This window comes from Coprococcus sp. TM115-187 (assembly GCF_027679115.1).
Lineage (GTDB): Bacteria > Bacillota > Clostridia > Lachnospirales > Lachnospiraceae > Allocoprococcus > Allocoprococcus comes.
Map to the genome: position 1 here is coordinate 22,633 of NZ_JAQEKS010000024.1, position 22,726 is coordinate 45,358.

Genomic DNA, 22,726 nt, shown 5'->3' on the forward strand with positions numbered 1-22,726 from the left:
TGACAGAAGAATTATTTGAAAATATTGTTGCCTATGGATTTTGTGCACCATCCGGAATGGGTGGTTCGGGGTGTGTGATTATGATCGATGAAGATGGCAAAGCCTATCAGTTTTACGGACCTGAGCTAAATAAATTTAACTATCATACAGAATGGTCTTCATTATTCCCGGTGTTGAATCAGAGCGATACAAACCGGTGGAAATTAGAGAAGAATACGTTTTGCACAAAGTTATTCGTGCGAAATGATATATATGATTTGTATATGAATAATTTATCAACTCCTGATATGGGTAGATATTATCGGTGGGATGATTCCTGTATAAAAGCTACGTTGCTTTTACATGCCAAAACGGAGCATGAAGTAGAAGAAATCAACTGGAAATATGAACTGCGCACACCTCTTTTTGAAAAAGATGATTTGGTGGAGTTTGATTTTAATAACGGAACTGAGAAAATTAGATGCAAAGGGATTATTGCAGGAACAGATATTTACAGGGCACATGGAAAAATTGAAGAAATTGAATATGATATTTATGGGAAAGATTATAAAACCTTTAAAGAAAAATGCTTATATAAGCACATTGCTGAGAAACACATAAAAGAAACGCCGGAAAAACTAATAATTATTTCTGGCGTTTCGGGAGTTGGCAAAGGAACGGTTATACATCAACTATTAATAGAACATCCTGAAAAGTATGTCGTGTCGGTATCGGCGACAACAAGAAAACCACGAAAAGGTGAGGTGGATGGAAAATCCTATCACTTTACAACGCGAAAAGAATTTGAAGAAATGGTAAGTAACGATGAATTTCTGGAATTTGCAGAGTATGCGGGAGAATATTATGGTACTCTCAAAAAGGAAGTTTATAAGAATTATTTTAAAGGAAAGAATGTGATTATCGAAATCGATTCACAAGGAGCAAGACAGATCAGAAAGCAGCAAAAAATTCAGTCGGTATTTCTGATTCCACCATCGTTTGATGAATTATTACACCGATTAAAAAATAGTGGTACTGAGACAGAAGAATCCATTCGTAGGAGGCTGAAGCGGGCGTTGGTTGAAATAGAACATGTTGAAGAATATGGAGTTATCCTTGTAAATGATAGCGTGGAAGGTACAGCTTTTGTGGTCGATGCTCTTTTTCATCCAGTTTTAAAAAATGCCAGTGGAATGAATGAACGAGAGCTGAAGATAGCAAGAGAGATTCGGGAAGGGATTATAAAATATTTGTCTGACGAGGAAGGCGAATAATTGAAAGAGGATAGCTTCAGGGAAGTAAAATGTGAAGAATTTGAGAGTTGATAAAGAAATATATTTGCGACTTTTCCAGGTTCGGTAGAACGGGAATTGTGTATGGAGGAAGCAAGATGTTTGAGATAGTCCCATCCCAATGGATGAAAAAATGTTTTGAAGAAATTGATTTTGCATTTACAGATTTTCAGAAGGCAACCTTAATCTGGAATGCACCAGGCAGACTCAGGCAGGAAATTTTAGATGCCTTGGAGGAGCTGTCGGAAGAAACGAGAGATGAAACTCTAAGAAGACAAATCAACGAACGTCTGGACTATGAAAAAAAGGCATTTGAGATATTTATCCATAATCAAACGGGAAAATATATCTATGTTGTTGAAAACATGGAATATGAAAGCTGTGGCTTTTTCATTGATTATAACAGAGCTTTAAAATATGCAAAAAAATATATGCAGACATATGAGCTGAAATGTCGGATATGTAAGCAGATGATTGTAAATACAGATGCAGATGAAATTGTACGTAATCCGTGGCGAGGAAATCCAAATCTAGGTTTTGAAACGGAAGAATACTGTGCATATGACGGCACTGCGGTAGCATCCGTTACTTTAAATATGAGTGGAGAAATAGAACGATTCAATTCTTACGAGCTTCCAGAAGAGGAAAAAATTGTAGATAGCTATCAAATAGAACGATTCGAATATCATTTTATAAAAATGCCTTGTCCATTACAAGCTGGTACACCAGTAAAAGATATAAGGAATGGTTCCTATTATGTTCTGGAAGAGGGAGAAGCGGATTGGAATCGGTATCTGGATCGTATAGAAGAGAAAAATTGGTATGTTGATTTTTCAGATATACAGATGATTTGTTATAAACTAACAGAATCAGGAATCTGGTCACATGAGCATATTAACCCATTGTATCTTGAAGTAGAATTTCCAACATATATAGAAGATGATCCAAAAAGACAGGCTTTGAGATATGCAACAGAAGCGTTGGGAGATTATTTGAGTCATAAAAGCAACGGAAAAGAATTTTGCCCGGATTTGGTCCTGAAATATGCTAGAAAATATGCTGAAGTATGTAGGGAAAAAAACTTATCAGAAAAGATGCTGGAAGAGGCCAAAAAGCCAGAAGATATTATGCTGTAGACATCGGGATAAAAAGAAAATTTATTGAATATGGAGACTGTATATTATGAGTCGAAGCTATAAACATACACCAGTTTATAAAGGTGATAAAGACCGATTTGCTAAAAAGCTGGCAAATAGAAGAATTCGGCGAAGAACAAAAAGGAATCCTTATGATAGTCTGGCTGGAAAATCGAACCATTATCGGAAAGAAAATGAATCGTGGGATATATGCGATTATCGTCATTGGGGAGAGCCTATCTGGAGAGAAGAATCTCGTCTTAATCTTAGAGATTATCCGAATCTGTGGCAAAAATATTATAGGAGAAAATAAGAAAATGCTTTATGTCGTTAGTGATATCCATAATGATTATCAAAAGTTTTGTGAATTATTAAAAGTGATTAAATTATCTAAAGAGGATAAATTGTTCATCTTAGGAGATTTGTTTGACCGTTCTGATTACAATCCAAATCCGGTAGATTTGTATTTTAAAGTTATGGAACTGGGAGACAATTGCTCTATGATTAGAGGTAATCATGACGAATGGCTGGCGGCATACATTTTTAAATTTTATCAAATACCGGAGTGGAAAAGAAGAAAAACAGAACCATATCAGTACAATACATTTCGATGTCTTACTCGCCGATTAGTGCCGGTGGATGTTCAGAATCTTGCAAAGAAAATTTTAACCTGACCACTTCAGCTGAGCGTTCAGGTGAATAATGAAAAATATCTGCTTGCGCATGCGATGACATCAAAGCCTGAATGCACAGAGAATAAGTATTATTATTTAATGGGAAATGAGATGAACACAGAGTACCTTCATAATGGGATAGAAGGTTATATTTCTGTCTGTGGACATAGAAATACTGCAAATCATAAGATTTGGAAAAATGAAAAAGGGAATCTTATCATGTGTGACTGCGGATGTGGATTTAGAAATGGAAAATTAGGATGTTTATGTTTGGAAACAAAAGAAGAGTTTTATGTATGAAGTAAAGGAGAACGTATGAGGTATTATGGTTTTGCGTTGAGTGCAAATTCAGAAGAGATTAAGGAAAATGCAAAAATCGAACTCAGACACTATGGATACGACAATGTACTCGAATCTATCAACTCGTATATGTATCAGAATATGAAGAATGACAGGACATTTTTAGTGTATCGGGAAGAAGATAATCTGATTTGCGCAATCTTTTCTTACAATGAACAGAAGTTGAGTTTCCGAAATGCATATGAAGGTATTCTTGAAATGCTGCAAGATATTTTTGAAATAAAGCAGGTAAAAGTAGAGCCATTTGAGATAACGATGCATCAGTTCATGGAATGTTTTCTTGAATGTAAAAGAAGAAGATGTTTTGACTATTCTAATCGGATCATAGAATCGTCGAATCTATGGATCTATTATTATTCTTGTAAGAATGATACAAGACCATTTCCTTATGATTTTAAAGAGCGTATTATTTCTGAACAGGAGTGTGAGATCTGCAGTATCTACCATCGGGATTTTGTAGAGGAACTGAGAAATATAAAGGTGCATGCAAATCTATCTGAATACAGTGGAAATATGGTTCATTATGTGATATCCAGTCGTAGTGTTGAAGCAGCAGGTGAAATGACAGAAGTACTTGTTCAGAACTTACGCAAAGCGAATCGAATCAACAGCAGAAGAATGGAAATCGTCAGTGAAATAGAACCTAATCTGTTTAGGAAAAATAACCATCTTGAAGAAATTATCGAGAACAGTTATGGCGGAGTGATTGTTTTAGATTTATCTGAAAAGTTTGGGTATGATCCGGTTGATTATGTAATGGCAAGTCAATACCTGGAGAAACTTATAAAGAAGTACAGGAACCAATGTCTGTTTGTATTTACATATGATATGGATCATCCGGGATTTGCCTATTATCTCTTGCCACAGTTAAAAAGATATATGATGACGATTATGTTAAGAGAAGGAACAGGGGATAGAAAAGCAGCGGTCGATTATATGCAGCGGTTGATTGAAAAATCCGAATATTCAAAATATGCAGGACAGGCACAGGAGTTCATGGCATTGTTCCCAGGACATAAGTTTTCGCAGACAGATGTATTGAGGGCTTACGAGCAGTTTGAAGCATGGTGTCTGAATAAAAATATATTGAAAGCATATGACTACAATTTTTCAGAAGATTTCTTGTTGGACAGGGAAGAAAATGAAATATCTGCTTATGAAAAGTTAAAAAACTTGATTGGACTGAAAATTGTCAAAGAGCAGATTGACAATATTATTGCGGCAGATATTGTTGAAAAAGAACGAAAGAAACGAAACGGAAACGACTATCAGAGCAGTGCGATGCATATGATTTTTGGCGGTAATCCGGGAAGTGCAAAAACTACAGTTGCAAAACTATTTGCAGGAATTACAAAAGAAAAAGGCATTTTAAAAAGTGGTGCATTTGTCGAGCGTGGAGGAATGGATCTGGATGGACTAGGATGCGTAAGTGCTATCAGAGAAGCATTTCTGGCAGCAAGAGGAGGCGTTCTGTTTATAGATGAAGCGTATGCTATGAAGAGTGACACAGCTATTACGGTGTTGCTTCAGGAAATGGAAAATCACAGGGAAGATGTGATTGTCATTCTTGCAGGATACAATGAAAGAATGAAAGCATTTATGAAGAGAAATGAAGGATTGAAAAGCAGAATACCATATTGGATTGATTTTCCAGATTACACAACAGAGGAACTTACAGATATTTTTAAGCTGATGATTCATGAAAAAGGATTCTGCGTGACAGATGACGCAATCAAAGAGGCGCATTATATCTTTGAAAAAGTAAGAAATATCGATGATTTTGGGAATGGAAGATATGTCCGTAATCTGATGGAACGTGCGGTTAGACAACAGTCGGTAAGGCTGCTTTCAACAAGCGAAAGCGCAAGTGACATTCAAAAGGAAGAACTTTTTCAGATTACGAAGGCAGATATCCAGATGCTAGGAGAGGGAGAAAAGAAGGAAAGAGAATCAGGAACAGCCAGAAAAGAATTAGACGAAATGGTAGGATTAGCTTCTGTTAAAACAATAATCCATAAAGCGATTGCCAAACATAAGATAAACAAGCTTTGTATGGAGAAAGGTCTTCAAAGGGATAAAGCTTCTTTACACATGGTCTTTACAGGAAATCCGGGAACAGCAAAGACTACGGTTGCCAGATTGTTTGCAGAGATTATGAAAGATGATAAAATATTGTCAACAGGCGTGTTTGTAGAGGCAGGGCGTGCAGATCTTGTAGGTGAACATGTAGGAGCTACGGCACCGTTAGTTAAGAAAAAGTTTAAAGAAGCACAAGGAGGAGTCCTTTTTATTGATGAGGCTTATTCATTGTGTGACGGCTATGACAATGGATTTGGCGATGAGGCAATCAATACGATTGTTCAGGAGATGGAAAATCATAGGGATAATGTGATTGTAATCTTTGCCGGTTATCCGGAACCAATGAAGGCGTTTCTTGATAGGAATCCAGGGATGCGTTCCAGAATTGCGTTTTGTGTAGAATTTGCTGATTACTCTGTCGAGGAACTTTGTGAGATTACAAAATTGATGCTTTCAAGAAAACAAATGACAATCACAGAGGCAGGAATGAAAAAGTTAAAAAAGAATTTCGAGAGCATAAAAGACAGCAGAGATTATGGAAATGGAAGATTTGCAAGAAAAATGTTGGAAGAAGCAGAGATGAATCTGGCAGAAAGAATATGTCAGATGGACGAAACAGAAATCACAACAGAAGTGCTGACTACCATTGAAGAAAGCGATATTCCAGATGTTCCATTGGAAGAAAGAAGACAGATAAAGAAGATTGGATTCGCATATTAAAGGACGCCGGGAACAGGAAAAATGCAAGTGTTAGAAATGATTTTTAGAAACGAAGGGGGATGACCGACATAGCTAGTTTTGTTGTTTCAGATATTCATGGAGAATATGAACTGTTTATCAGATTGTTAGAAGAAATCCACTTGAAAGAGACGGATACGTTGTATGTTCTCGGAGATATTCTGGACAGAGGTCCGCATCCGATTCAGATTATTCTGAAGCTTATGGAAATGCCAAATGTGGTATGTCTGACAGGAAATCATGAGCTTATGGCGTTAGAGTGTCTGGAATTCTTAATGCAGGAAATTACAGAGATTTCTATCGAAAAAGTTGATGAAAAAATGTTAGAGAATCTTGTGACCTGGCAATACAACGGAAGCAAGTCAACCATCGATGAGTTTCGGACATTGAGCCGGGAAATGCAATATGAAGTAATTGATTTTATAAAAGACTTTATGATTTATGAAGAACTGACAGTTAATGGGAAAAACTATTTATTAGTTCACGGAGGATTGGGAAATTATTATCCGGGAAAAGATATGGAAGAATATTCCATAAAAGAACTGATCTGGGACAGGGCTGAGTATGATATCCAATATTTTGAAGATACATATGTGGTGACAGGACATACACCGACACAAGGAATTATGGGGAATCCAAGACCGGGTTATGCATATAGGGAGAATCATCATATTGCGATTGATTGTGGTTGTAATCGAAGAAATGGACGTTTGGCTGCAGTTTGTCTGGATACAGGACGGGAATATTATGTTGAGAGAAATTGAAAATAAGGTGGAAAAACGAAATGATTGACTTACAATATGTGAAGAAAGCTTTTGAAAACTATTTAAATGATTATGATCGGAAAAACGAAAAGATAAAGCTGAAGATTGTGCACACTTATGGAGTAATGGAATGCAGTAAAAAAAATGCAGAAGATATGAAAATGTCGGCAGAAGATTGTGAGCTTGCGCAGCTTATAGGATTGTTGCATGATATTGGAAGATTTGAACAATTGAAATGTTACAATAGTTTTGAACCTGGAACGATGGATCATGCAGCATTCGGTGTGAGAATTTTATTTGAGGAGAGACTGATTCGGCGTTTTGTCGAAGAAGATAAGTGGGATGAAATTATTAAAACAGCAATTGGACATCATAGTGATTACTGCTTAAAAGGAATTAAACAAATAAGAAACGAAATGAATCTATATATTCAAAACGCTATAAATGAGAATGGAAATTACAGATAAATATAATTGAGATTTTGAAGGCGGTTTACAATTTTAAGCATAGCGAACAGAAGATGAAATAATATATGTAAGGTGGTAGGAAATGGATTATTACATAACAGGAGATTGTCATGCAAATTTTGAAAAGTTAATTTGGTTGGCAAGATTCAATAAAAAACTTGGAAAAGAGGATGTGATCATTTTATTGGGGGATGTCGGATTAAACTATTTTGGAGCTGACAAAGATTGGGAGAACAAAAAAATACTTGCGGATTTTCCAAATTATTTCCTGTGTATTCATGGAAATCATGAGGAAAGACCTTATCATATACAAACTTACAGAACACAAATCTGGCGTGGAGGAGAGGTATATTATGAGCCGGAATTTCCGAATATAGTATTTGCAAAGGATGGAGAAATTTATGATTTTGATGGGAAAAAGGTGATTGCAATCGGTGGGGCATACAGTCAGGATAAAGAATACCGACTTTTAACGGGTCTTCGGTGGTTCCCGAACGAACAACCAAACGACGAAGTAAAAAGTCGAGTAGAAAATAAATTGAATGAAGTAGATTGGAAAGTGGATTATGTGTTTTCTCATACTTGTCCGTTAGTATATAGACCGAATCGGCGGAATGAAGAATGTCAAGAGAAGATAGATCTGTCGACAGAGGAATGGATGGATAAAATTGCAAAGAAACTAGATTATTCGCAATGGTATTTTGGACATTATCATGATAATATTCAATATATGGATGCTCAACTACTGTATGAAGAAATCAAAGAGTTAGGGAAACCAGATACTATCCAGAAAGTAGGAAGACCAAGGTACAGAGTAGGAGAAACGGTGTATTTTACATTTGGAAAAGAGGATGAAAAGGAAGGCTACGGAACTGTTGAATGGGTTGATGATTATGGAACATTGGGACAAGAGAAAGAAGTTTCTTATGATATTGTGGGAATTCAATGTGATTTACTGGGAGAGAAAACGTTGTTTAAGCATATAAGAGAATCGAAAATACAGAGTATTGATGAGATGAAAATTGTTAGAATTGAGAGGGAGGAAGGATAGGTGCATTTTTATATTACAGGTGATACACATCGTAGCTTTGATCGTATTGAAGATTTTTGCTATGGATATGAAACTACAACAGAGGATGTGATGATTATCTTAGGGGATGCAGGGATTAATTATTGGCTGGATCTGTCTGACAAAGAATTAAAGGGACGATTATCAGAAATGGATATTACATTTTTCTGTGTTCATGGGAACCACGAAGCACGACCATGGGAGGCGGCAGATTACGAAGAAAAAATGTGGAATGAAGGAATTGTATATGTAGAAGAACAGTATCCGAATATTTTGTTCGCAAAAGATGGAGAAATATATAATTTTCACGGAAAGAAAGTGATGCCAATCGGCGGTGCATACAGCGTTGACAAATATTATAGGATACGAAATGGATTACCATGGTTTGAATCAGAACAGCCGGATGAAATGATAAAAGAATATGTGGAACAGCAGTTGGATAAAGCTAAGTGGAATGTGGATATCGTGCTCTCACATACAGTACCGATTAAAGCGGAACCCGTGTGGGCGTTTATTCCGGGGCTTGATCAATCAGCAGTGGATAAGTCAACGGAAAAATGGCTACAGAAGATTTATGACAGGTTAGATTTCACTGAGTGGTATGCGGGACATTATCATGTAGAAAGTGAGGAGAGTGGAATACGAATTATGTATGAAGATTATGATGAAATTTGTGCTGAAGAGTAAAAGAAAAATATAAGTTCATAGATGAAGGGGGATTTTTTTAATGACATATCTCAGCAGTTTTAAACTAAGTGACAGGAATGTTAAAAATCCCAATATATATTCATATAACGTATTTCGTAGAAAAGATATGGATCCGTTCATATTTGCACCAATTACCGTGTTATATGGAAATAATGGTTCTGGAAAATCTACTATTTTGAACACCATAGCAAATAAACTCATGCTAACAGGAAAAGAGTATGCGGCCAGTAATTCTTTTGGAATTATAACGTTCAAGAGTTATTCAGTAAAAGAGTGATAATCACTGAGGTTTTACATTTGAATAAAGGGGAGAGAAAAATATGGGCGAGAAACGAATGGAAAATTGTTTTGATGTAAATGATTCTTATGGAGACAAAATTTTAGGAAATTGTAATAAAGAAAAGAGAGCACAGCTTCATTACTGGTATGTCGATAAGATAATACAGAATGGTAAAGAATATGTATTAGCTCATGGGAATGTATCAGGACATAAAAGATTGATTGATACGATGCATATCCATACTTCTGAAATTCAATCTATTACAATAAACAAAAATACAGAAGAACTTATTATTGCAACAAGGAATACAGAATATTATTGTCCTTTAGAATATTGCAAGTGGGAACAGCAAGACAAGAATGCCGATTTGATTCCGGAATATAACTGGATTAAGAAACATTACAGGAAAAAGTTGAATATACCAGAAATTGATGAAGATAAAGTACTTTTAACCTTATCTAATTTTGATAAATACTATTATCATAGTGCATATTGCAAGCTGTCTTCTAAACAGGAGCCAGTAAGTTTTCGTGCTTATCCGCATATTGGAATGCTTCAAGATAGCTTTACAATATCTGGTGATGGCTCTTTGATAAAGCTCAGTTATTTTCCGCATCCCAAGAATATTCAATTTTACTGTGAATCGACTGCTAAAATGCCATTATTTGTAGAAAATATTGGAAGCGATATTTTATATGTTGATACTCACAGTGGATTAATTAAATTAGTGCCGGGAGAAAGAAAAGAAGTAAAAGTTGAAAATGTAGAACAAGAGGAACAATTATTGCCTTCATGTGATTTATATCCAGTAGAAATCATAGAATAGTAAATTTTAAAACAGATTGACAAATCAATGATTTAAGGATTGACATTGTGGGAGGATAAGATAAGAAGAATGAAAGCAATAGAGATTAAGGGGAAAGTAAATACAGCTCTCTGCTATGCAAAGGTAGTAGAAGAGGAAGCAATCGAGCAGATCAGACGTATGTGTGATTATGCAATAGCAGAAGATTCTAAAATCCGTATTATGCCTGATGTACATGCCGGAAAGGGATGTACGATAGGAACAACAATGACCATAACCGATAAAGTGGTTCCAAATGTGGTTGGAGTAGATATCGGATGTGGGATGTATACGGTAAATCTTGGAAAAGATGATGTTGATTTTGAAAAGCTGGATGAGGCAGCACACTTTATTCCATCGGGTCGTGAAGTATGGGAAGGACGTCAGGAGAGATTTGATTTGACAGATCTGCACTGCTACAGAGAACTGAAAGATGCAAAGAGGCTTGCAAGATCTCTTGGAACACTTGGCGGAGGGAACCATTTTATTGAGATTGATGAAGCAACAGATGGTACAAAGTATTTGATTATTCATTCTGGAAGCAGAAATCTGGGAAAACAAGTGGCTGAACTTTATCAGAAACTTGCCATTAACCTGAACCGTGGTTATGGTGAATATTTGAAAAAGATGGACGAGATCATAAGCAGTTATAAGGAACAAGGCAGAAGAAGTGAGATACAAAGTGCTTTAAAGCAACTTCAATGGCAGGTGTATGAGAGTCCTGTAAGCATACCAGAAGATTTGTGTTATCTGGAAGGAAAGTATCTGGAAGATTATCTTCATGATGTGGATATATGTCAGGTATTTGCCCGAAGAAGCAGGGAGAAAATGGCAGAGATTATTCTGGAGAGAACCAGAATGAACGGATGTGATGCTTTTCACACAATTCATAATTATATTGATACAGATGAAATGATACTGAGGAAAGGGGCAATTGCAGCGCATAAGGGAAAAAGAGTGCTGATACCGATTAATATGAAGGACGGAAGCATACTGGCTATAGGCAAAGGAAATCCTGAGTGGAATTATTCTGCTCCACATGGTGCAGGCAGGATTATGTCCAGAACAAAGGCGAAAAACGAGCTTAATCTGGACGAGTATAAACAGGCTATGAAGGGAATATATACAACCTCTGCAAATGAAAATACATTGGATGAGGCACCAATGGCATATAAATCTCAGGAAAGCATTATAGATGTGATCCGGGAGTCAGTAGATATTATTGATGTAATGAAACCAATATACAATTTTAAAGCATCAGAATAGCATTAAACAGAGATTAAAGGATGGCGAAAGCCATCCTTTTTTGAAAACGATAAATATGTTTTATTTTGAAAAATCATGCATACAGAGCACTAAAGTTTATGATATTTCGAACATTAGGTTGATTTTAGATTGAAAAGAAGATATTATTAATTCTTAAGGTGTAAAATGAATATTTCTAAAAGAAAATGCAAAAATATACCACAAATACCATCTGTCAACATAGTGTACCATCAAGTACCTTGGGGTATGGGAAAAGTTGGATTTGTTGTAAACGTCAAGAAATAGCAAAAAAGATCACAAAAAACATACAATTGTTAACGGATTTTAACATTTTCTTACAGAAAAAAATCATAAATTTAATTTTACAAGAACCAGATAATTTTTGTGCATTGCGCACAAATAATCAAGGAGAAACAATGAGAAAACTAGCATTAACTGATGATATTTTACTAAAAATCGAGAAACCTGCCCGCTACATCGGTCATGAGGTCAATTCGGTAATGAAGGACAAAAATGCGGTGGAAATCCGCTTTGCAATGTGTTTTCCGGAGGTATATGAGGTTGGTATGTCCCATCTGGGAATCCAGATTTTGTACGATATGTTCAACCGCCGGGAGGATACCTGGTGTGAGAGAGTATACTCTCCGTGGATCGATCTGGATAAGATCATGCGCGAAAAACATATTCCACTTTTTACCCTGGAATCTCAGGATCCGGTGAAGGAGTTTGATTTTCTTGGCATCACATTACAGTTTGAGATGTGTTACACCAATGTACTGCAGGTGCTGGATTTATCCGGTATTCCACTTCACAGTGAAGACAGAACTTTAGAAGATCCATTTGTCATTGGTGGTGGACCATGTGTTTACAATACAGAGCCACTGGCTGAATTTTTCGATATGTTCTATATCGGAGAGGGCGAAGTGGTTTATGATGAACTTCTGGAAGCATACAAAAAGTGGAAGAGAGCCGGAAAAAGCCGAAAAGAATTTCTGGAAATGGCAGCAGAGATTGAGGGAATTTACGTTCCTTCTTTTTATGATGTCACTTACAAAGAAGACGGCACAATCGAATCTTTCCTGCCAAACAATCCGCATGCAAAGGAAAAAATCAAACGAGTAGTTGCAGCAGATATGAGCCAGACAACCTATCCGTTAAAGCCGGTTGTTCCGTTTATCAAAGTAACCCAGGACAGAGCGGTTCTGGAGATTCAGCGCGGCTGTATCCGTGGATGTCGTTTCTGTCAGGCGGGAATGGTTTACCGTCCGACACGTCCGCGTGATATCAACATGCTCAAAGAGACGGCACGTGCAATGCTGAAAAATACGGGACATGAAGAGATCACCTTAAGTTCTTTAAGTTCCAGTGATTACAACGAACTGGAAGAGATCGTCACCTTCCTGATCGATGAGTTCCACACACAGGGCGTCAACATTTCCCTGCCGTCCCTTCGTATCGATGCATTTTCTTTGGATGTTATGAGCAAGGTGCAGGATGTGCGTAAGAGCAGTCTGACCTTCGCCCCGGAAGCCGGAACACAGAGGATGCGTAATGTAATCAATAAAGGTCTGACGGAAGATGACATTTTAAATGGAGCCGGACAGGCTTTTGAAGGTGGATGGACGAAGGTCAAGCTCTATTTCATGCTTGGACTTCCGACCGAAACCCAGGAAGACATGGAAGGAATTGCTGTTCTTGCAGATAAAGTAGCACGCCGGTATTATGAAATTCCGAAGGAGCAGAGAAATGGAAAATGTCAGATCACGGCAAGTAGTTCCTTCTTTGTACCGAAACCATTTTCACCGCTTCAGTGGGCGACCATGCAGCCGATGGAAGAATATATCCGCCGTGCAGGAATTGTACAGGAAGCATTCCGCAACCAACTGAACCGCAAGAGTCTGCGCTACAACTGGCATACCGCCGAAGTAACCGTTCTGGAAGGCGTCTTTGCCCGCGGTGACCGGAAGGTCGGAAAGGTTCTGGAAGAGGCTTACCGTCTTGGCTGTATTTACGATGCGTGGGATGAGTATTTTGATTATGATAAATGGCTGCAGGCCTTTGAAAATACAGGTGTAGACATGGATTTCTATAATCTCAGAAAGCGTGAATTAGATGAAATCTTCCCATGGGATTTCATCAATTGTGGCGTGACAAAATCTTTCCTTATAAGAGAATGGAAGAATGCAATGGAAGGGAATGTAACCCCGAACTGCCGTGCAAAATGTTCCGGCTGTGGGGCAGCAAGTTACGGAGGAGGTGTCTGCTTTGAAGGCAAGAATTAAATTTCGGAAAAATGGAGTGATGAAGTTCATCGGACACCTGGATATCATGCGGTATTTCCAGAAAGCGATTCGCCGTGCCGAGATTCCGATCGCATTTACCAGTGGTTACAGCCCGCATATGATCATGTCTTTCGCTAATCCACTTGGTGTAGGGCTTACCAGTGACGGAGAATATTTTGATATCGAATTGACCGAGTCAATCGCCAGCAAAGAAGCGGTCAGACGGCTGAATGAACAGATGGTAGACGGCATGGAGATCGTCAGCTTTGTGCAGATCCCGGATGATAAGAAAAGCAAAGGAATGTCAATCGTAGCAGGTGCCGACTATTTATCTTCGGTAAAAAATGGCAGCCTGCCGGAAGATCTTGCTGAAAAGCTGGAAGCTTTTTATGCGCAGAATGAAATCTGTGTGGTCAAAAAGACGAAAAAGAGTGAAAAAGAAGTGGACATTCGTCCAATGATCTACAAGCTGGAATGCCGGGACGGAAAGATTTATATGCGTGTGGCAGCAGGAAGTGTCCAGAACTTAAAGCCGGAGCTGGTCACAGAAGCGTTTGTCCGCTATCTTGGTATGGATGCGGAGGAAGTGACCTTTACCCACCACAGACTGGAAACTTTTGCGGAATCCGAAAACACGGAGAGCAAGATGATTCTGGTTCCACTGGATGCGCTTGGAACGGAGATTGTGTAGATGGAACGAAAAGTACTCCTTACGGAATGCATGAACCGCCGGGTGCTTGCAATTTTAGAGGATGAGAAAGTAACGGAATTTCACTTTGGCAGTAGCGAAGAAAAAAAGAGCTGCCGCCTGGGTGAAATTTATGTCGGAAGAGTACGGAAAATCCTTCCGAATATCGGTGGCGCATTTGTTGAAATTGCCAATGGTGAGCAATGCTATTTTGCGCTGGATGGAAAATATACCTCGGTTTTCACCAATAAGATTGGAAAGAAGCCACTTGTGATCGGTGATGAGCTTCTGGTTCAGGTGGAGAAAGAAGCAGTGAAAACCAAGCAGCCTGTCGTGACCGGGAACTTAAATTTCACCGGGCAGTATGTAGTACTGACTTCCGGCAATCGTACCATTGGTGTATCCGGTAAAATTCACGGTGCCCGGAAAGAAGAACTGCAAAAGCTGGGACAGGACTATATAGACTGTGATTTCGGATTGATTTTCCGGACAAATTGTGTGGAAGCAGAAGAAACACAGATCCGTGCCGAAATTGACAAACTGGCAGAGGACTATCACAGAATCGTAGAATATGGCAAGATGCGGACCTGCTTTAGCTGTCTGCAGAGTGCACCGGATCCGTGCGTACAGACACTCCGGGATATTTACAAAAAAGATTTGACGGAAATTATTGTAGAGGAAACGGTAGAAGATGGAGCTTTGTATAAAGAAGTTCAGACTTATCTGGAAACGGAAATGCCAGATGAACTTCCGCTTCTCCGTGCGTATACGGATCCGTCTTATCCACTTGTAAAATGCTATAACCTGGAAGGGGCGATCCGAGAAGCCAGACAAGAACGGGTATGGATGAAATCCGGGGCTTATCTGGTGATCCAGCCAACCGAGGCGCTGACTGTAATCGATGTCAATTCTGGAAAATGTCTGAAAAAGAATTCTCATTTTCCGGAGATGAACCGGGAGGCAGCAAGGGAAGCAGTCCGCCAGATCCGGCTCCGCAATATTTCCGGTATCATTATTATTGATTTTATCAACATGAAATCAGCAGAAGAGAAGAAAGAACTTCTTGCGTATCTGCAGCTGGAATTAAAGAAGGACCCAAATCCGGGAAATGTGATTGGAATGACGAAACTGCAGCTGGTGGAAATTACACGAAAGAAAATCCGAAAAACACTGGAGGAAAGTTTACATGGGTAAAAAAGAAGTCAAAACAAATGCAATGCGAATTTTAGACAGAAAGAAAATTTCTTACGAATATCAGACCTATGAATGCGATGAATTCACGGACGGAATTGAAACCGCCGACAAGCTGAATCTGCCTCACGAACAGGTTTACAAGACCATTGTCACAACTGGGAAAAGTGGCGAACATTATGTTTTCGTTCTTCCGATCGAAGCAGAAATTGATTTTAAGAAGGCTGCAAAAGCGGTTGGTGAAAAATCTATTGAAATGCTTCATTTAAAGGAGTTAACACCGCTTACCGGCTATGTGCGTGGTGGATGCACTTCGATCGGAATGAAAAAGCATTTTCCGACGGTCATTGATGCAAGTGCACAGCAGTTTGAGAAAGTCTATGTAAGTGCCGGAAGAATCGGTGCACAACTGACACTTGCACCAGAGGATTTGAGAAAAGCAGCGGATGCTACATTTGCAGATGTAATTCATGCATAGAAAGTTTTCAAAAAAAGAAATTCTATTAGACAAAATGCAAGATTTTCAACAGATTCCAAAAGAAAATCTTGCATTTTTCACGTCAGCGTAATAAAGTAATAACTACATAAGTGTAGAAACATCTGCCGGTGTTTCTACAGAAAATGCAGGTTTGCCATGTGCAGATCAGAATACATGAATTGAGAGATGGAGGAATACCAACAGATGATTAAGGTAGTGAAATTCGGCGGAAGCTCTCTTGCCGATGCAGTACAGATTAAAAAGGCAGGAAAGATCGTTCTTTCAGAGGAATCAAGACGTTACGTTGTACCGTCTGCTCCGGGAAAGCGTTTTTCCGACGACACCAAGGTAACAGATATGCTGTATCGTTGTTACGGCGCAGCTGTAAAAGAGAAGAAATTTACAGAATTACTCGCTGACATTCAGAAGAGATATCAGGAAATCATTGAAGGGCTTGGGATCACTCTTTCTCTTGACGAAGAATTTGCCACCATCCGTGATGATTTTGCAAAGAAGATCGGAAGAGATTATGCTGCTTCCCGTGGAGAATATTTAAACGGACGTGTAATCGCAGCTTATCTTGGATATGAGTTTATCGATGCGGCAGAAGTGATCAAGTTCGATGAAAATGGGAACTTCCTTTCAGAAGAAACTAACCAGGTACTTGCAGACAGACTTTCAAAAGTAGAACGTGCCGTGATTCCTGGATTCTACGGAGCACGTCCGGACGGAACGATCCAGACATTTTCCCGCGGCGGATCTGATGTAACAGGATCGATCGTTGCAAGAGCCACACATGCTGATATGTATGAGAACTGGACAGACGTATCAGGATTCCTCATTGCAGATCCCCGTATCATCAAGAATCCAAAAGGAATCGAAGCAATTACTTACAAAGAGTTGCGTGAACTTTCTTATATGGGTGCCAGCGTACTGCATGAAGATGCAATCTTCCCGGTTCGTAAAGAAGGAATCCCGATCAACATCCGTAATACAAACGCACCGGAAGAAAAGGGTACTCTGATCGTAGAAGGAACCTGCAGAAAGCCGAAGTATACAATTACCGGTATTGCAGGAAAGCGTGGATTTGCTTCTATTACAATTGAAAAAGCAATGATGAACTCAGAAGTCGGATTTGGTCGCAAGGTTCTTGGTGTATTTGAAGATGAAGGGATTTCTTTTGAACATATGCCGTCAGGAATTGATACTATGACTATCTTTGTCCATCAGGATGAATTTGAAGAACATGAGCAGAAAGTGCTTGCGGGCATCCACCGTGCCGTGAATCCGGATGACATCGAACTGGAATCCGATCTTGCACTGATCGCTGTTGTTGGACGTGGAATGCGCCAGACACGCGGTACAGCCGGAAGAATTTTCTCCGCACTGGCACATGCACATGTCAATGTAAAAATGATCGACCAGGGATCCAGCGAGTTAAATATTATCATCGGTGTGAGAGAGCACGACTTTGAAGCAGCAATCAAAGCAATTTATGATATTTTTGTTAACACTCAGCTGTAAATCTTCAATTCGATCCTCAAATATGGTATAGTACAGGTGTTGGGGAAAACTCCCCTGTACAGAATATTCATACAAGAGAGGATACGAAAATGAATATATTATTTTTCCTGAAGCCAAAAGCAGAAGTGGCATTTGTATATGACTACCACACGCTCAGACAGGCAATGGAAATCATGGAGTACCACAAATACTCATCCATTCCGATGATCAACCGGGAAGGTAAATACGTCGGTACAATCACCGAAGGAGACCTGCTCTGGGGACTTAAGAAGCTGAACATCCTGAATCTGAAAGGAGCAGAAGACATTGCAATCACGAAGATTGCAAGAAGAGCAGATTACCGGCCGGTAAGCGCTGATTCCAATATGGAAGATCTGATGGAAAAAGCGATGGATCAGAACTTTGTTCCGGTCATAGATGACCAGGAGAATTTCATAGGAATTATCACAAGAAAAGACATTATCGGATATTGTTATGAAAAAATTAAAAAAATCGCAAATTAGGGGTTGACTTTGTGCGGTATGCCACTGTATAATACAGAGGTATGCCGCACAACGAGGTTATAAGTCCTGATTTGATCAGACACCGTAGTTGGCGAGTAATGATAATAGGAGGTGCCATATGTACGCAATTATAGCAACAGGTGGTAAACAGTACAAAGTAGCCGAAGGCGATATCATTAAAGTAGAAAAGCTTGGTGTGGAAGCCGGACAGTCTTATACTTTTGACCAGGTTCTCGCAGTAAGTGGTGACGAGCTTAAAGTTGGAACACCAGTAGTAGAAGGTGCAACAGTTGAAGCATCTGTAATTGGTGACGGAAAAGCTAAAAAAGTTATCGTTTACAAGTATAAGAGAAAAACAGGTTACCACAAGAAAAACGGACACAGACAGCAGTATACAGCAGTTAAGATCGAAAAGATCAACGCGTAAGAAGCTGGTGGTTATATGATACGAGTAACCATTTATAAAAATGAAAAACATCAATGTGTAGGTTTCAAAGCACATGGTCATGCAGGATTCAGTGAAGAAGGACAGGATATTGTCTGCGCAGCTGTTTCCGTACTTACGATCAATACTTTGAATGCCATTGAGAAATTTGCGGATGACCGTACAAGCCTTGTATCCGATGAATCCAAAGGACTCATTGACTATCGACTTAAAGGTAATCCGACTCGCGAGGCAAAGCTTTTGCTTGACGCGATGGTTCTTGGTCTGGAAGAGATTGCAGAAGATGAGAACTACAGAGAATATATGGATTTGACATACGAGGAGGTGTAACAACCATGATGAAATTAAACCTTCAGTTTTTCGCTCATAAAAAAGGAGTTGGTTCTACAAAGAACGGTCGTGACTCTGAATCTAAGAGACTTGGAGCAAAAAGAGCAGACGGACAGTTTGTAAAAGCTGGTAACATCCTTTACAGACAGCGCGGAACAAAGATTCATCCAGGAATCAATGTAGGTCGCGGTGGTGACGATACATTATTTGCACTGGTTGACGGTGTTGTTCGTTTTGAAAGAAAAGGAAGAGATAAGAAACAGGTTTCTATCTATCCAGTAGCTGAATAAGCAGATTTAACAGAGGCTTCAAACTTTTTTGGTTTGAAGCCTTGTTTTTAGTCATAAATAAGGAGGACATATTATGTTTGCAGACAGAGCAAAAATATATATCCGATCCGGAAAGGGCGGCGACGGTCACGTCAGCTTTCGCAGGGAATTATATGTTCCGAATGGCGGTCCGGACGGAGGCGACGGCGGTCGTGGCGGTGATGTAATCTTTGAAGTGGACAAAGGTCTTAACACACTGGTAGATTTCCGTCACAAAACAAAATATAAAGCACAGGACGGAGAGGAAGGCGGCAAAAAGCGCTGCCATGGTAAGGATGCAAAGGATCTGATCCTGAAAGTTCCTGAAGGGACAGTTATCCGTGAAGCAGAGACCAATAAAGTCATTGCCGATATGTCGGGCGAGAACCAGCGCCAGATTATCTTAAAAGGCGGTAAGGGCGGTCTTGGAAATATGCATTTTGCAACCTCTACCATGCAGGTTCCGAAGTATGCACAGCCGGGAAAGCCTGCACAGGAACTCTGGGTGAATCTGGAACTTAAGGTGATCGCAGATGTTGGGCTTGTAGGTTTCCCGAATGTTGGTAAATCCACATTCCTTTCCCGTGTAACCAATGCACAGCCAAAGATTGCAAATTATCATTTCACAACACTCAGCCCGAACCTTGGAGTTGTAGATCTGGAAGGTGCAAAGGGATTTGTTATTGCAGATATTCCGGGACTGATTGAAGGAGCATCAGAAGGTGTCGGACTTGGACATGAATTTTTGCGTCATGTTGAACGTACCAAGATGATGATCCATGTTGTGGATGCGGCAGGTATCGAAGGACGCGATCCGGTTGAAGACATTTACAAGATCAATGCTGAACTGGAAGCCTATAACAAAGAAATTTCCATGCGTCCACAGGTCATTGCAGCGAATAAGGTTGACCTGATCTATTCCGAAGATGAAGATCCGATCCAGAGACTGAGAGATGAGTTCGAGCCAAAAGGAATCAAGGTATTCCCGATTTCCGGTGTAACCGGAGAAGGGCTTTCTGATCTTCTTTACTATGTAAATAATGAACTTCAGAAGTTGGATGACAAGCCGATCGTATTTGAACAGGAATATTTCCCGGAAGAAGAGATCATCCACATGGATCTTCCATATACCGTGGAAAAAGAAGACGATGTATTTGTAGTAGAGGGACCGAAGATCGAAAAGATGCTTGGTTACACCAATCTGGATTCCGAGAAGGGATTTGCTTTCTTCCAGAAATTCCTGAAAGAAACCGGTATCCTTGAACAGCTTGAAAATGCAGGTGTTCAGGAAGGCGATACTATCCGTATGTACGGTCTTCAGTTTGAATATTACCGTTAGAAAAGAACATAATTTCAGAAAGGAGAAGTTTTATGACTTCCAAACAGAGAGCTTATTTAAAGAGCCTTGCGATGACAATGGATCCGATCCTTCAGATCGGTAAATCCAGCGTAACACCGGAACTTACCGCAGCTGTTGCAGAAGCGCTTGAAGCAAGAGAACTGATCAAGCTTCACGTTCTTCAGAACTGTGGAGATGATCTGCGTGGAATGGCAGAGATCCTTGCAGAGCGTACACGTTCCCAGGTGGTACAGGTTATCGGAAGAAAAATCGTTCTTTATAAAGAGGGAAAAGACGATAAGAAGAAAATCGTTCTTCCTTAATGAGTGGAGTATAGATTATGAGAATCGGTATTATGGGCGGAACATTTGATCCCATCCACAACGGGCATCTGATGCTTGGTGAATATGCATACCAGCAGTTCCATCTGGATGAAGTGTGGTATATGCCAAACGGCAATCCGCCCCATAAATCAAATCCGGAAATACGAAAAGATTTACAGGACCGTGCCGAAATGACACGCCTTGCAATTGAAGAGATCCCGTATTTCCGGCTTTGTACCTATGAAATGGATCGAAAGGAAACTTCGTACTCCTATCAGACAATGGAGTATTTTAAAGAGACTTATCCGCAGGATGAATTTTATTTTATCATCGGTGCGGATTCTCTTTTCAATCTGGAAACCTGGAAATGTCCGGAAAGACTTCTGAAAACAGCGGTCATCCTGGCAGCATATCGGGATGATGCAGGAGCGCCGAAAGAAATGCGCCGTCAGATCACATATTTGAAAGAAAAGTATGCATGTGATATCCGGCTTCTCCGTACCCCTGTGATGCCGGTTTCTTCCAGTGAGATCCGGCAGATGATCCGAGGAGGAGAGACAGAAGATCTTCCGATTCCGAAAAAGGTTGCAGATTATATAGATTTGAACAGATTATATCAGGTGAGTGAACATGACGGAAACAATACTTAAGATGCAGAAAAAAGTAAAACGGTACCTGGATAAAGACCGTTATGATCATACGATCGGTGTGATGCATACGGCAGGCTGCCTTGCCATGCGTTATGGTGCCAATCTGGAGCAGGCTTTGACGGCAGGACTTTTACATGACTGTGCAAAATGTGTGCCGGCAGATGAAAAGATTAAGCTCTGCGAGAAAAATCATATCGAAATTTCCGATGCAGAGAACAAAAATCCGGGACTTCTGCACGCAAAGCTGGGCGCATTTTTTGCCTGGAAAAAATATGGAATAGAAAATGAAGAGATTCTACGATCGATCGAGTCTCATACAACCGGTCGTCCGAATATGTCTCTGCTTGATAAGATCATTTATATCGCAGATTATATTGAGCCTGGAAGAGATGTTGCACCAAATCTTCCGGAAGTACGTGCGCTTGCATTTGTAGATATCGATGCATGTCTTTACCGTATTCTGGAAGATACACTTGCATATCTTGCCGAAAAAGGTGCAACGTTAGATCCTGCGACAGAAGAGACATTTTTATATTATAAAAACCTGAAAAACAGTGATTCCGAAAAGGAGGACAAAAACTGATGCAGACAATCGAGCAGTCAAGAGAGATGGCAAAACTTGCCTGCGAAGCACTCGCTGACAAAAAAGGCGAAGATATCCGTGTAATTGACATTGCAGGAATCTCTGTGCTTGCAGATTATTTTATTATTGCAAACGGAACCAATGAAAGCCAGGTAAGAGCACTGGTTGACAATGTAGAAGAGACACTCGGAAAAGCAGGATACGAAGTCAAACAGCGTGAAGGCTATGGCCTTGGAAGCTGGGTACTGCTGGACTTTGGCGATATTATCGTTCATGTATTTGACAGAGAAAACCGTGTTTTCTATGATCTGGAAAGAATCTGGAGAGACGGAAAACAGGTTGATCCGGAAGAATTATAAAAGAATTCTGTACAGAAGTAACTAGCATTTTTCTATAATTTGTAAAAACAATTATTCTGTAGCAAAC

At 39.5% G+C, this 22,726-nt stretch carries 26 protein-coding genes; all 26 read left to right on the forward strand.

Going from position 1 to position 22,726, the window contains the following annotated elements; translation table 11 throughout:
* Nucleotides 1-80 precede the first annotated feature (80 nt).
* The 26 genes from gmk to rsfS all read left to right on the forward strand — a co-directional run bounded on the left by gmk (nucleotide 81) and on the right by rsfS (nucleotide 22,659).
* Nucleotides 81-1,253, forward strand: coding sequence for a guanylate kinase (gmk, locus tag PGW42_RS12970; protein WP_270203742.1), 1,173 nt, complete (start codon nucleotides 81-83; stop codon nucleotides 1,251-1,253).
* A gap of 116 nt (nucleotides 1,254-1,369) precedes the next feature.
* Nucleotides 1,370-2,407 carry a hypothetical protein gene (locus PGW42_RS12975; protein ID WP_270203741.1) on the forward strand — a complete coding sequence of 346 codons (1,038 nt, stop codon included), beginning with the start codon at nucleotides 1,370-1,372 and terminating at the stop codon, nucleotides 2,405-2,407.
* Between the two features lie 83 nt (nucleotides 2,408-2,490).
* Nucleotides 2,491-3,081 (forward strand): metallophosphoesterase, encoded by a 591-nt coding sequence (locus PGW42_RS12980; RefSeq protein WP_270203740.1) that lies wholly within the window; start codon nucleotides 2,491-2,493, stop codon nucleotides 3,079-3,081.
* A gap of 21 nt (nucleotides 3,082-3,102) precedes the next feature.
* Nucleotides 3,103-3,381, forward strand: coding sequence for a hypothetical protein (locus PGW42_RS12985; protein WP_270203739.1), 279 nt, complete (start codon nucleotides 3,103-3,105; stop codon nucleotides 3,379-3,381).
* Nucleotides 3,382-3,396: 15 nt separating this feature from the next.
* Complete coding sequence (locus PGW42_RS12990; RefSeq protein WP_270203738.1) at nucleotides 3,397-6,240, forward strand: AAA family ATPase; 2,844 nt, start codon at nucleotides 3,397-3,399, stop codon at nucleotides 6,238-6,240.
* Between the two features lie 59 nt (nucleotides 6,241-6,299).
* Complete coding sequence (locus PGW42_RS12995; RefSeq protein ID WP_270203737.1) at nucleotides 6,300-7,022, forward strand: metallophosphoesterase; 723 nt, start codon at nucleotides 6,300-6,302, stop codon at nucleotides 7,020-7,022.
* A gap of 20 nt (nucleotides 7,023-7,042) precedes the next feature.
* On the forward strand, nucleotides 7,043-7,489 hold the full coding sequence (locus tag PGW42_RS13000; protein WP_270203736.1) for an HD domain-containing protein: 447 nt from the start codon (nucleotides 7,043-7,045) through the stop codon (nucleotides 7,487-7,489).
* Nucleotides 7,490-7,571: 82 nt separating this feature from the next.
* Entirely contained in the window at nucleotides 7,572-8,540 is a 969-nt protein-coding gene (locus tag PGW42_RS13005) for a metallophosphoesterase (RefSeq protein WP_270203735.1), read from the forward strand.
* A complete protein-coding gene (locus PGW42_RS13010; RefSeq protein WP_270203734.1) occupies nucleotides 8,541-9,245 on the forward strand; it encodes a metallophosphoesterase in 705 nt (234 codons plus the stop codon). It abuts the gene before it with no gap.
* A gap of 40 nt (nucleotides 9,246-9,285) precedes the next feature.
* Entirely contained in the window at nucleotides 9,286-9,543 is a 258-nt protein-coding gene (locus PGW42_RS13015; protein ID WP_270203733.1) for an AAA family ATPase, read from the forward strand.
* A gap of 43 nt (nucleotides 9,544-9,586) precedes the next feature.
* Nucleotides 9,587-10,372 carry a hypothetical protein gene (locus PGW42_RS13020; RefSeq protein ID WP_270203732.1) on the forward strand — a complete coding sequence of 262 codons (786 nt, stop codon included), beginning with the start codon at nucleotides 9,587-9,589 and terminating at the stop codon, nucleotides 10,370-10,372.
* A 69-nt stretch (nucleotides 10,373-10,441) separates the two neighbouring features.
* Nucleotides 10,442-11,656, forward strand: coding sequence for an RtcB family protein (locus PGW42_RS13025; protein WP_270203731.1), 1,215 nt, complete (start codon nucleotides 10,442-10,444; stop codon nucleotides 11,654-11,656).
* A gap of 416 nt (nucleotides 11,657-12,072) precedes the next feature.
* Entirely contained in the window at nucleotides 12,073-13,938 is a 1,866-nt protein-coding gene (locus tag PGW42_RS13030; protein ID WP_270203730.1) for a TIGR03960 family B12-binding radical SAM protein, read from the forward strand.
* On the forward strand, nucleotides 13,922-14,629 hold the full coding sequence (locus PGW42_RS13035; protein ID WP_117823676.1) for a TIGR03936 family radical SAM-associated protein: 708 nt from the start codon (nucleotides 13,922-13,924) through the stop codon (nucleotides 14,627-14,629). The genes PGW42_RS13030 and PGW42_RS13035 overlap by 17 nt, the downstream gene beginning before the upstream one ends.
* Entirely contained in the window at nucleotides 14,630-15,820 is a 1,191-nt protein-coding gene (locus PGW42_RS13040; RefSeq protein ID WP_270203729.1) for a ribonuclease E/G, read from the forward strand.
* Nucleotides 15,813-16,295, forward strand: a complete 483-nt coding sequence (ybaK, locus tag PGW42_RS13045; protein ID WP_008370496.1) for a Cys-tRNA(Pro) deacylase — start codon at nucleotides 15,813-15,815, stop codon at nucleotides 16,293-16,295. The genes PGW42_RS13040 and ybaK overlap by 8 nt, the downstream gene beginning before the upstream one ends.
* Before the next feature lie 204 nt (nucleotides 16,296-16,499).
* Nucleotides 16,500-17,819 carry an aspartate kinase gene (locus PGW42_RS13050; RefSeq protein WP_270203728.1) on the forward strand — a complete coding sequence of 440 codons (1,320 nt, stop codon included), beginning with the start codon at nucleotides 16,500-16,502 and terminating at the stop codon, nucleotides 17,817-17,819.
* A gap of 89 nt (nucleotides 17,820-17,908) precedes the next feature.
* Complete coding sequence (locus tag PGW42_RS13055) at nucleotides 17,909-18,322, forward strand: CBS domain-containing protein (RefSeq protein WP_055248622.1); 414 nt, start codon at nucleotides 17,909-17,911, stop codon at nucleotides 18,320-18,322.
* A gap of 118 nt (nucleotides 18,323-18,440) precedes the next feature.
* Nucleotides 18,441-18,749 carry a 50S ribosomal protein L21 gene (rplU, locus tag PGW42_RS13060; protein WP_008370484.1) on the forward strand — a complete coding sequence of 103 codons (309 nt, stop codon included), beginning with the start codon at nucleotides 18,441-18,443 and terminating at the stop codon, nucleotides 18,747-18,749.
* 15 nt (nucleotides 18,750-18,764) lie between these two features.
* On the forward strand, nucleotides 18,765-19,097 hold the full coding sequence (locus PGW42_RS13065) for a ribosomal-processing cysteine protease Prp (RefSeq protein ID WP_008370483.1): 333 nt from the start codon (nucleotides 18,765-18,767) through the stop codon (nucleotides 19,095-19,097).
* Between the two features lie 5 nt (nucleotides 19,098-19,102).
* Complete coding sequence (rpmA, locus tag PGW42_RS13070; protein WP_008370482.1) at nucleotides 19,103-19,387, forward strand: 50S ribosomal protein L27; 285 nt, start codon at nucleotides 19,103-19,105, stop codon at nucleotides 19,385-19,387.
* Nucleotides 19,388-19,460: 73 nt separating this feature from the next.
* Entirely contained in the window at nucleotides 19,461-20,744 is a 1,284-nt protein-coding gene (obgE, locus tag PGW42_RS13075) for a GTPase ObgE (RefSeq protein WP_055248620.1), read from the forward strand.
* Between the two features lie 32 nt (nucleotides 20,745-20,776).
* A complete protein-coding gene (gene yhbY, locus PGW42_RS13080; protein ID WP_008370480.1) occupies nucleotides 20,777-21,067 on the forward strand; it encodes a ribosome assembly RNA-binding protein YhbY in 291 nt (96 codons plus the stop codon).
* 17 nt (nucleotides 21,068-21,084) lie between these two features.
* Complete coding sequence (gene nadD / locus PGW42_RS13085; protein WP_022221033.1) at nucleotides 21,085-21,717, forward strand: nicotinate-nucleotide adenylyltransferase; 633 nt, start codon at nucleotides 21,085-21,087, stop codon at nucleotides 21,715-21,717.
* Complete coding sequence (yqeK, locus tag PGW42_RS13090) at nucleotides 21,698-22,300, forward strand: bis(5'-nucleosyl)-tetraphosphatase (symmetrical) YqeK (protein WP_117559509.1); 603 nt, start codon at nucleotides 21,698-21,700, stop codon at nucleotides 22,298-22,300. The genes nadD and yqeK overlap by 20 nt, the downstream gene beginning before the upstream one ends.
* 8 nt (nucleotides 22,301-22,308) lie before the next feature.
* On the forward strand, nucleotides 22,309-22,659 hold the full coding sequence (rsfS, locus tag PGW42_RS13095) for a ribosome silencing factor (protein ID WP_044998772.1): 351 nt from the start codon (nucleotides 22,309-22,311) through the stop codon (nucleotides 22,657-22,659).
* Nucleotides 22,660-22,726 lie beyond the last annotated feature (67 nt).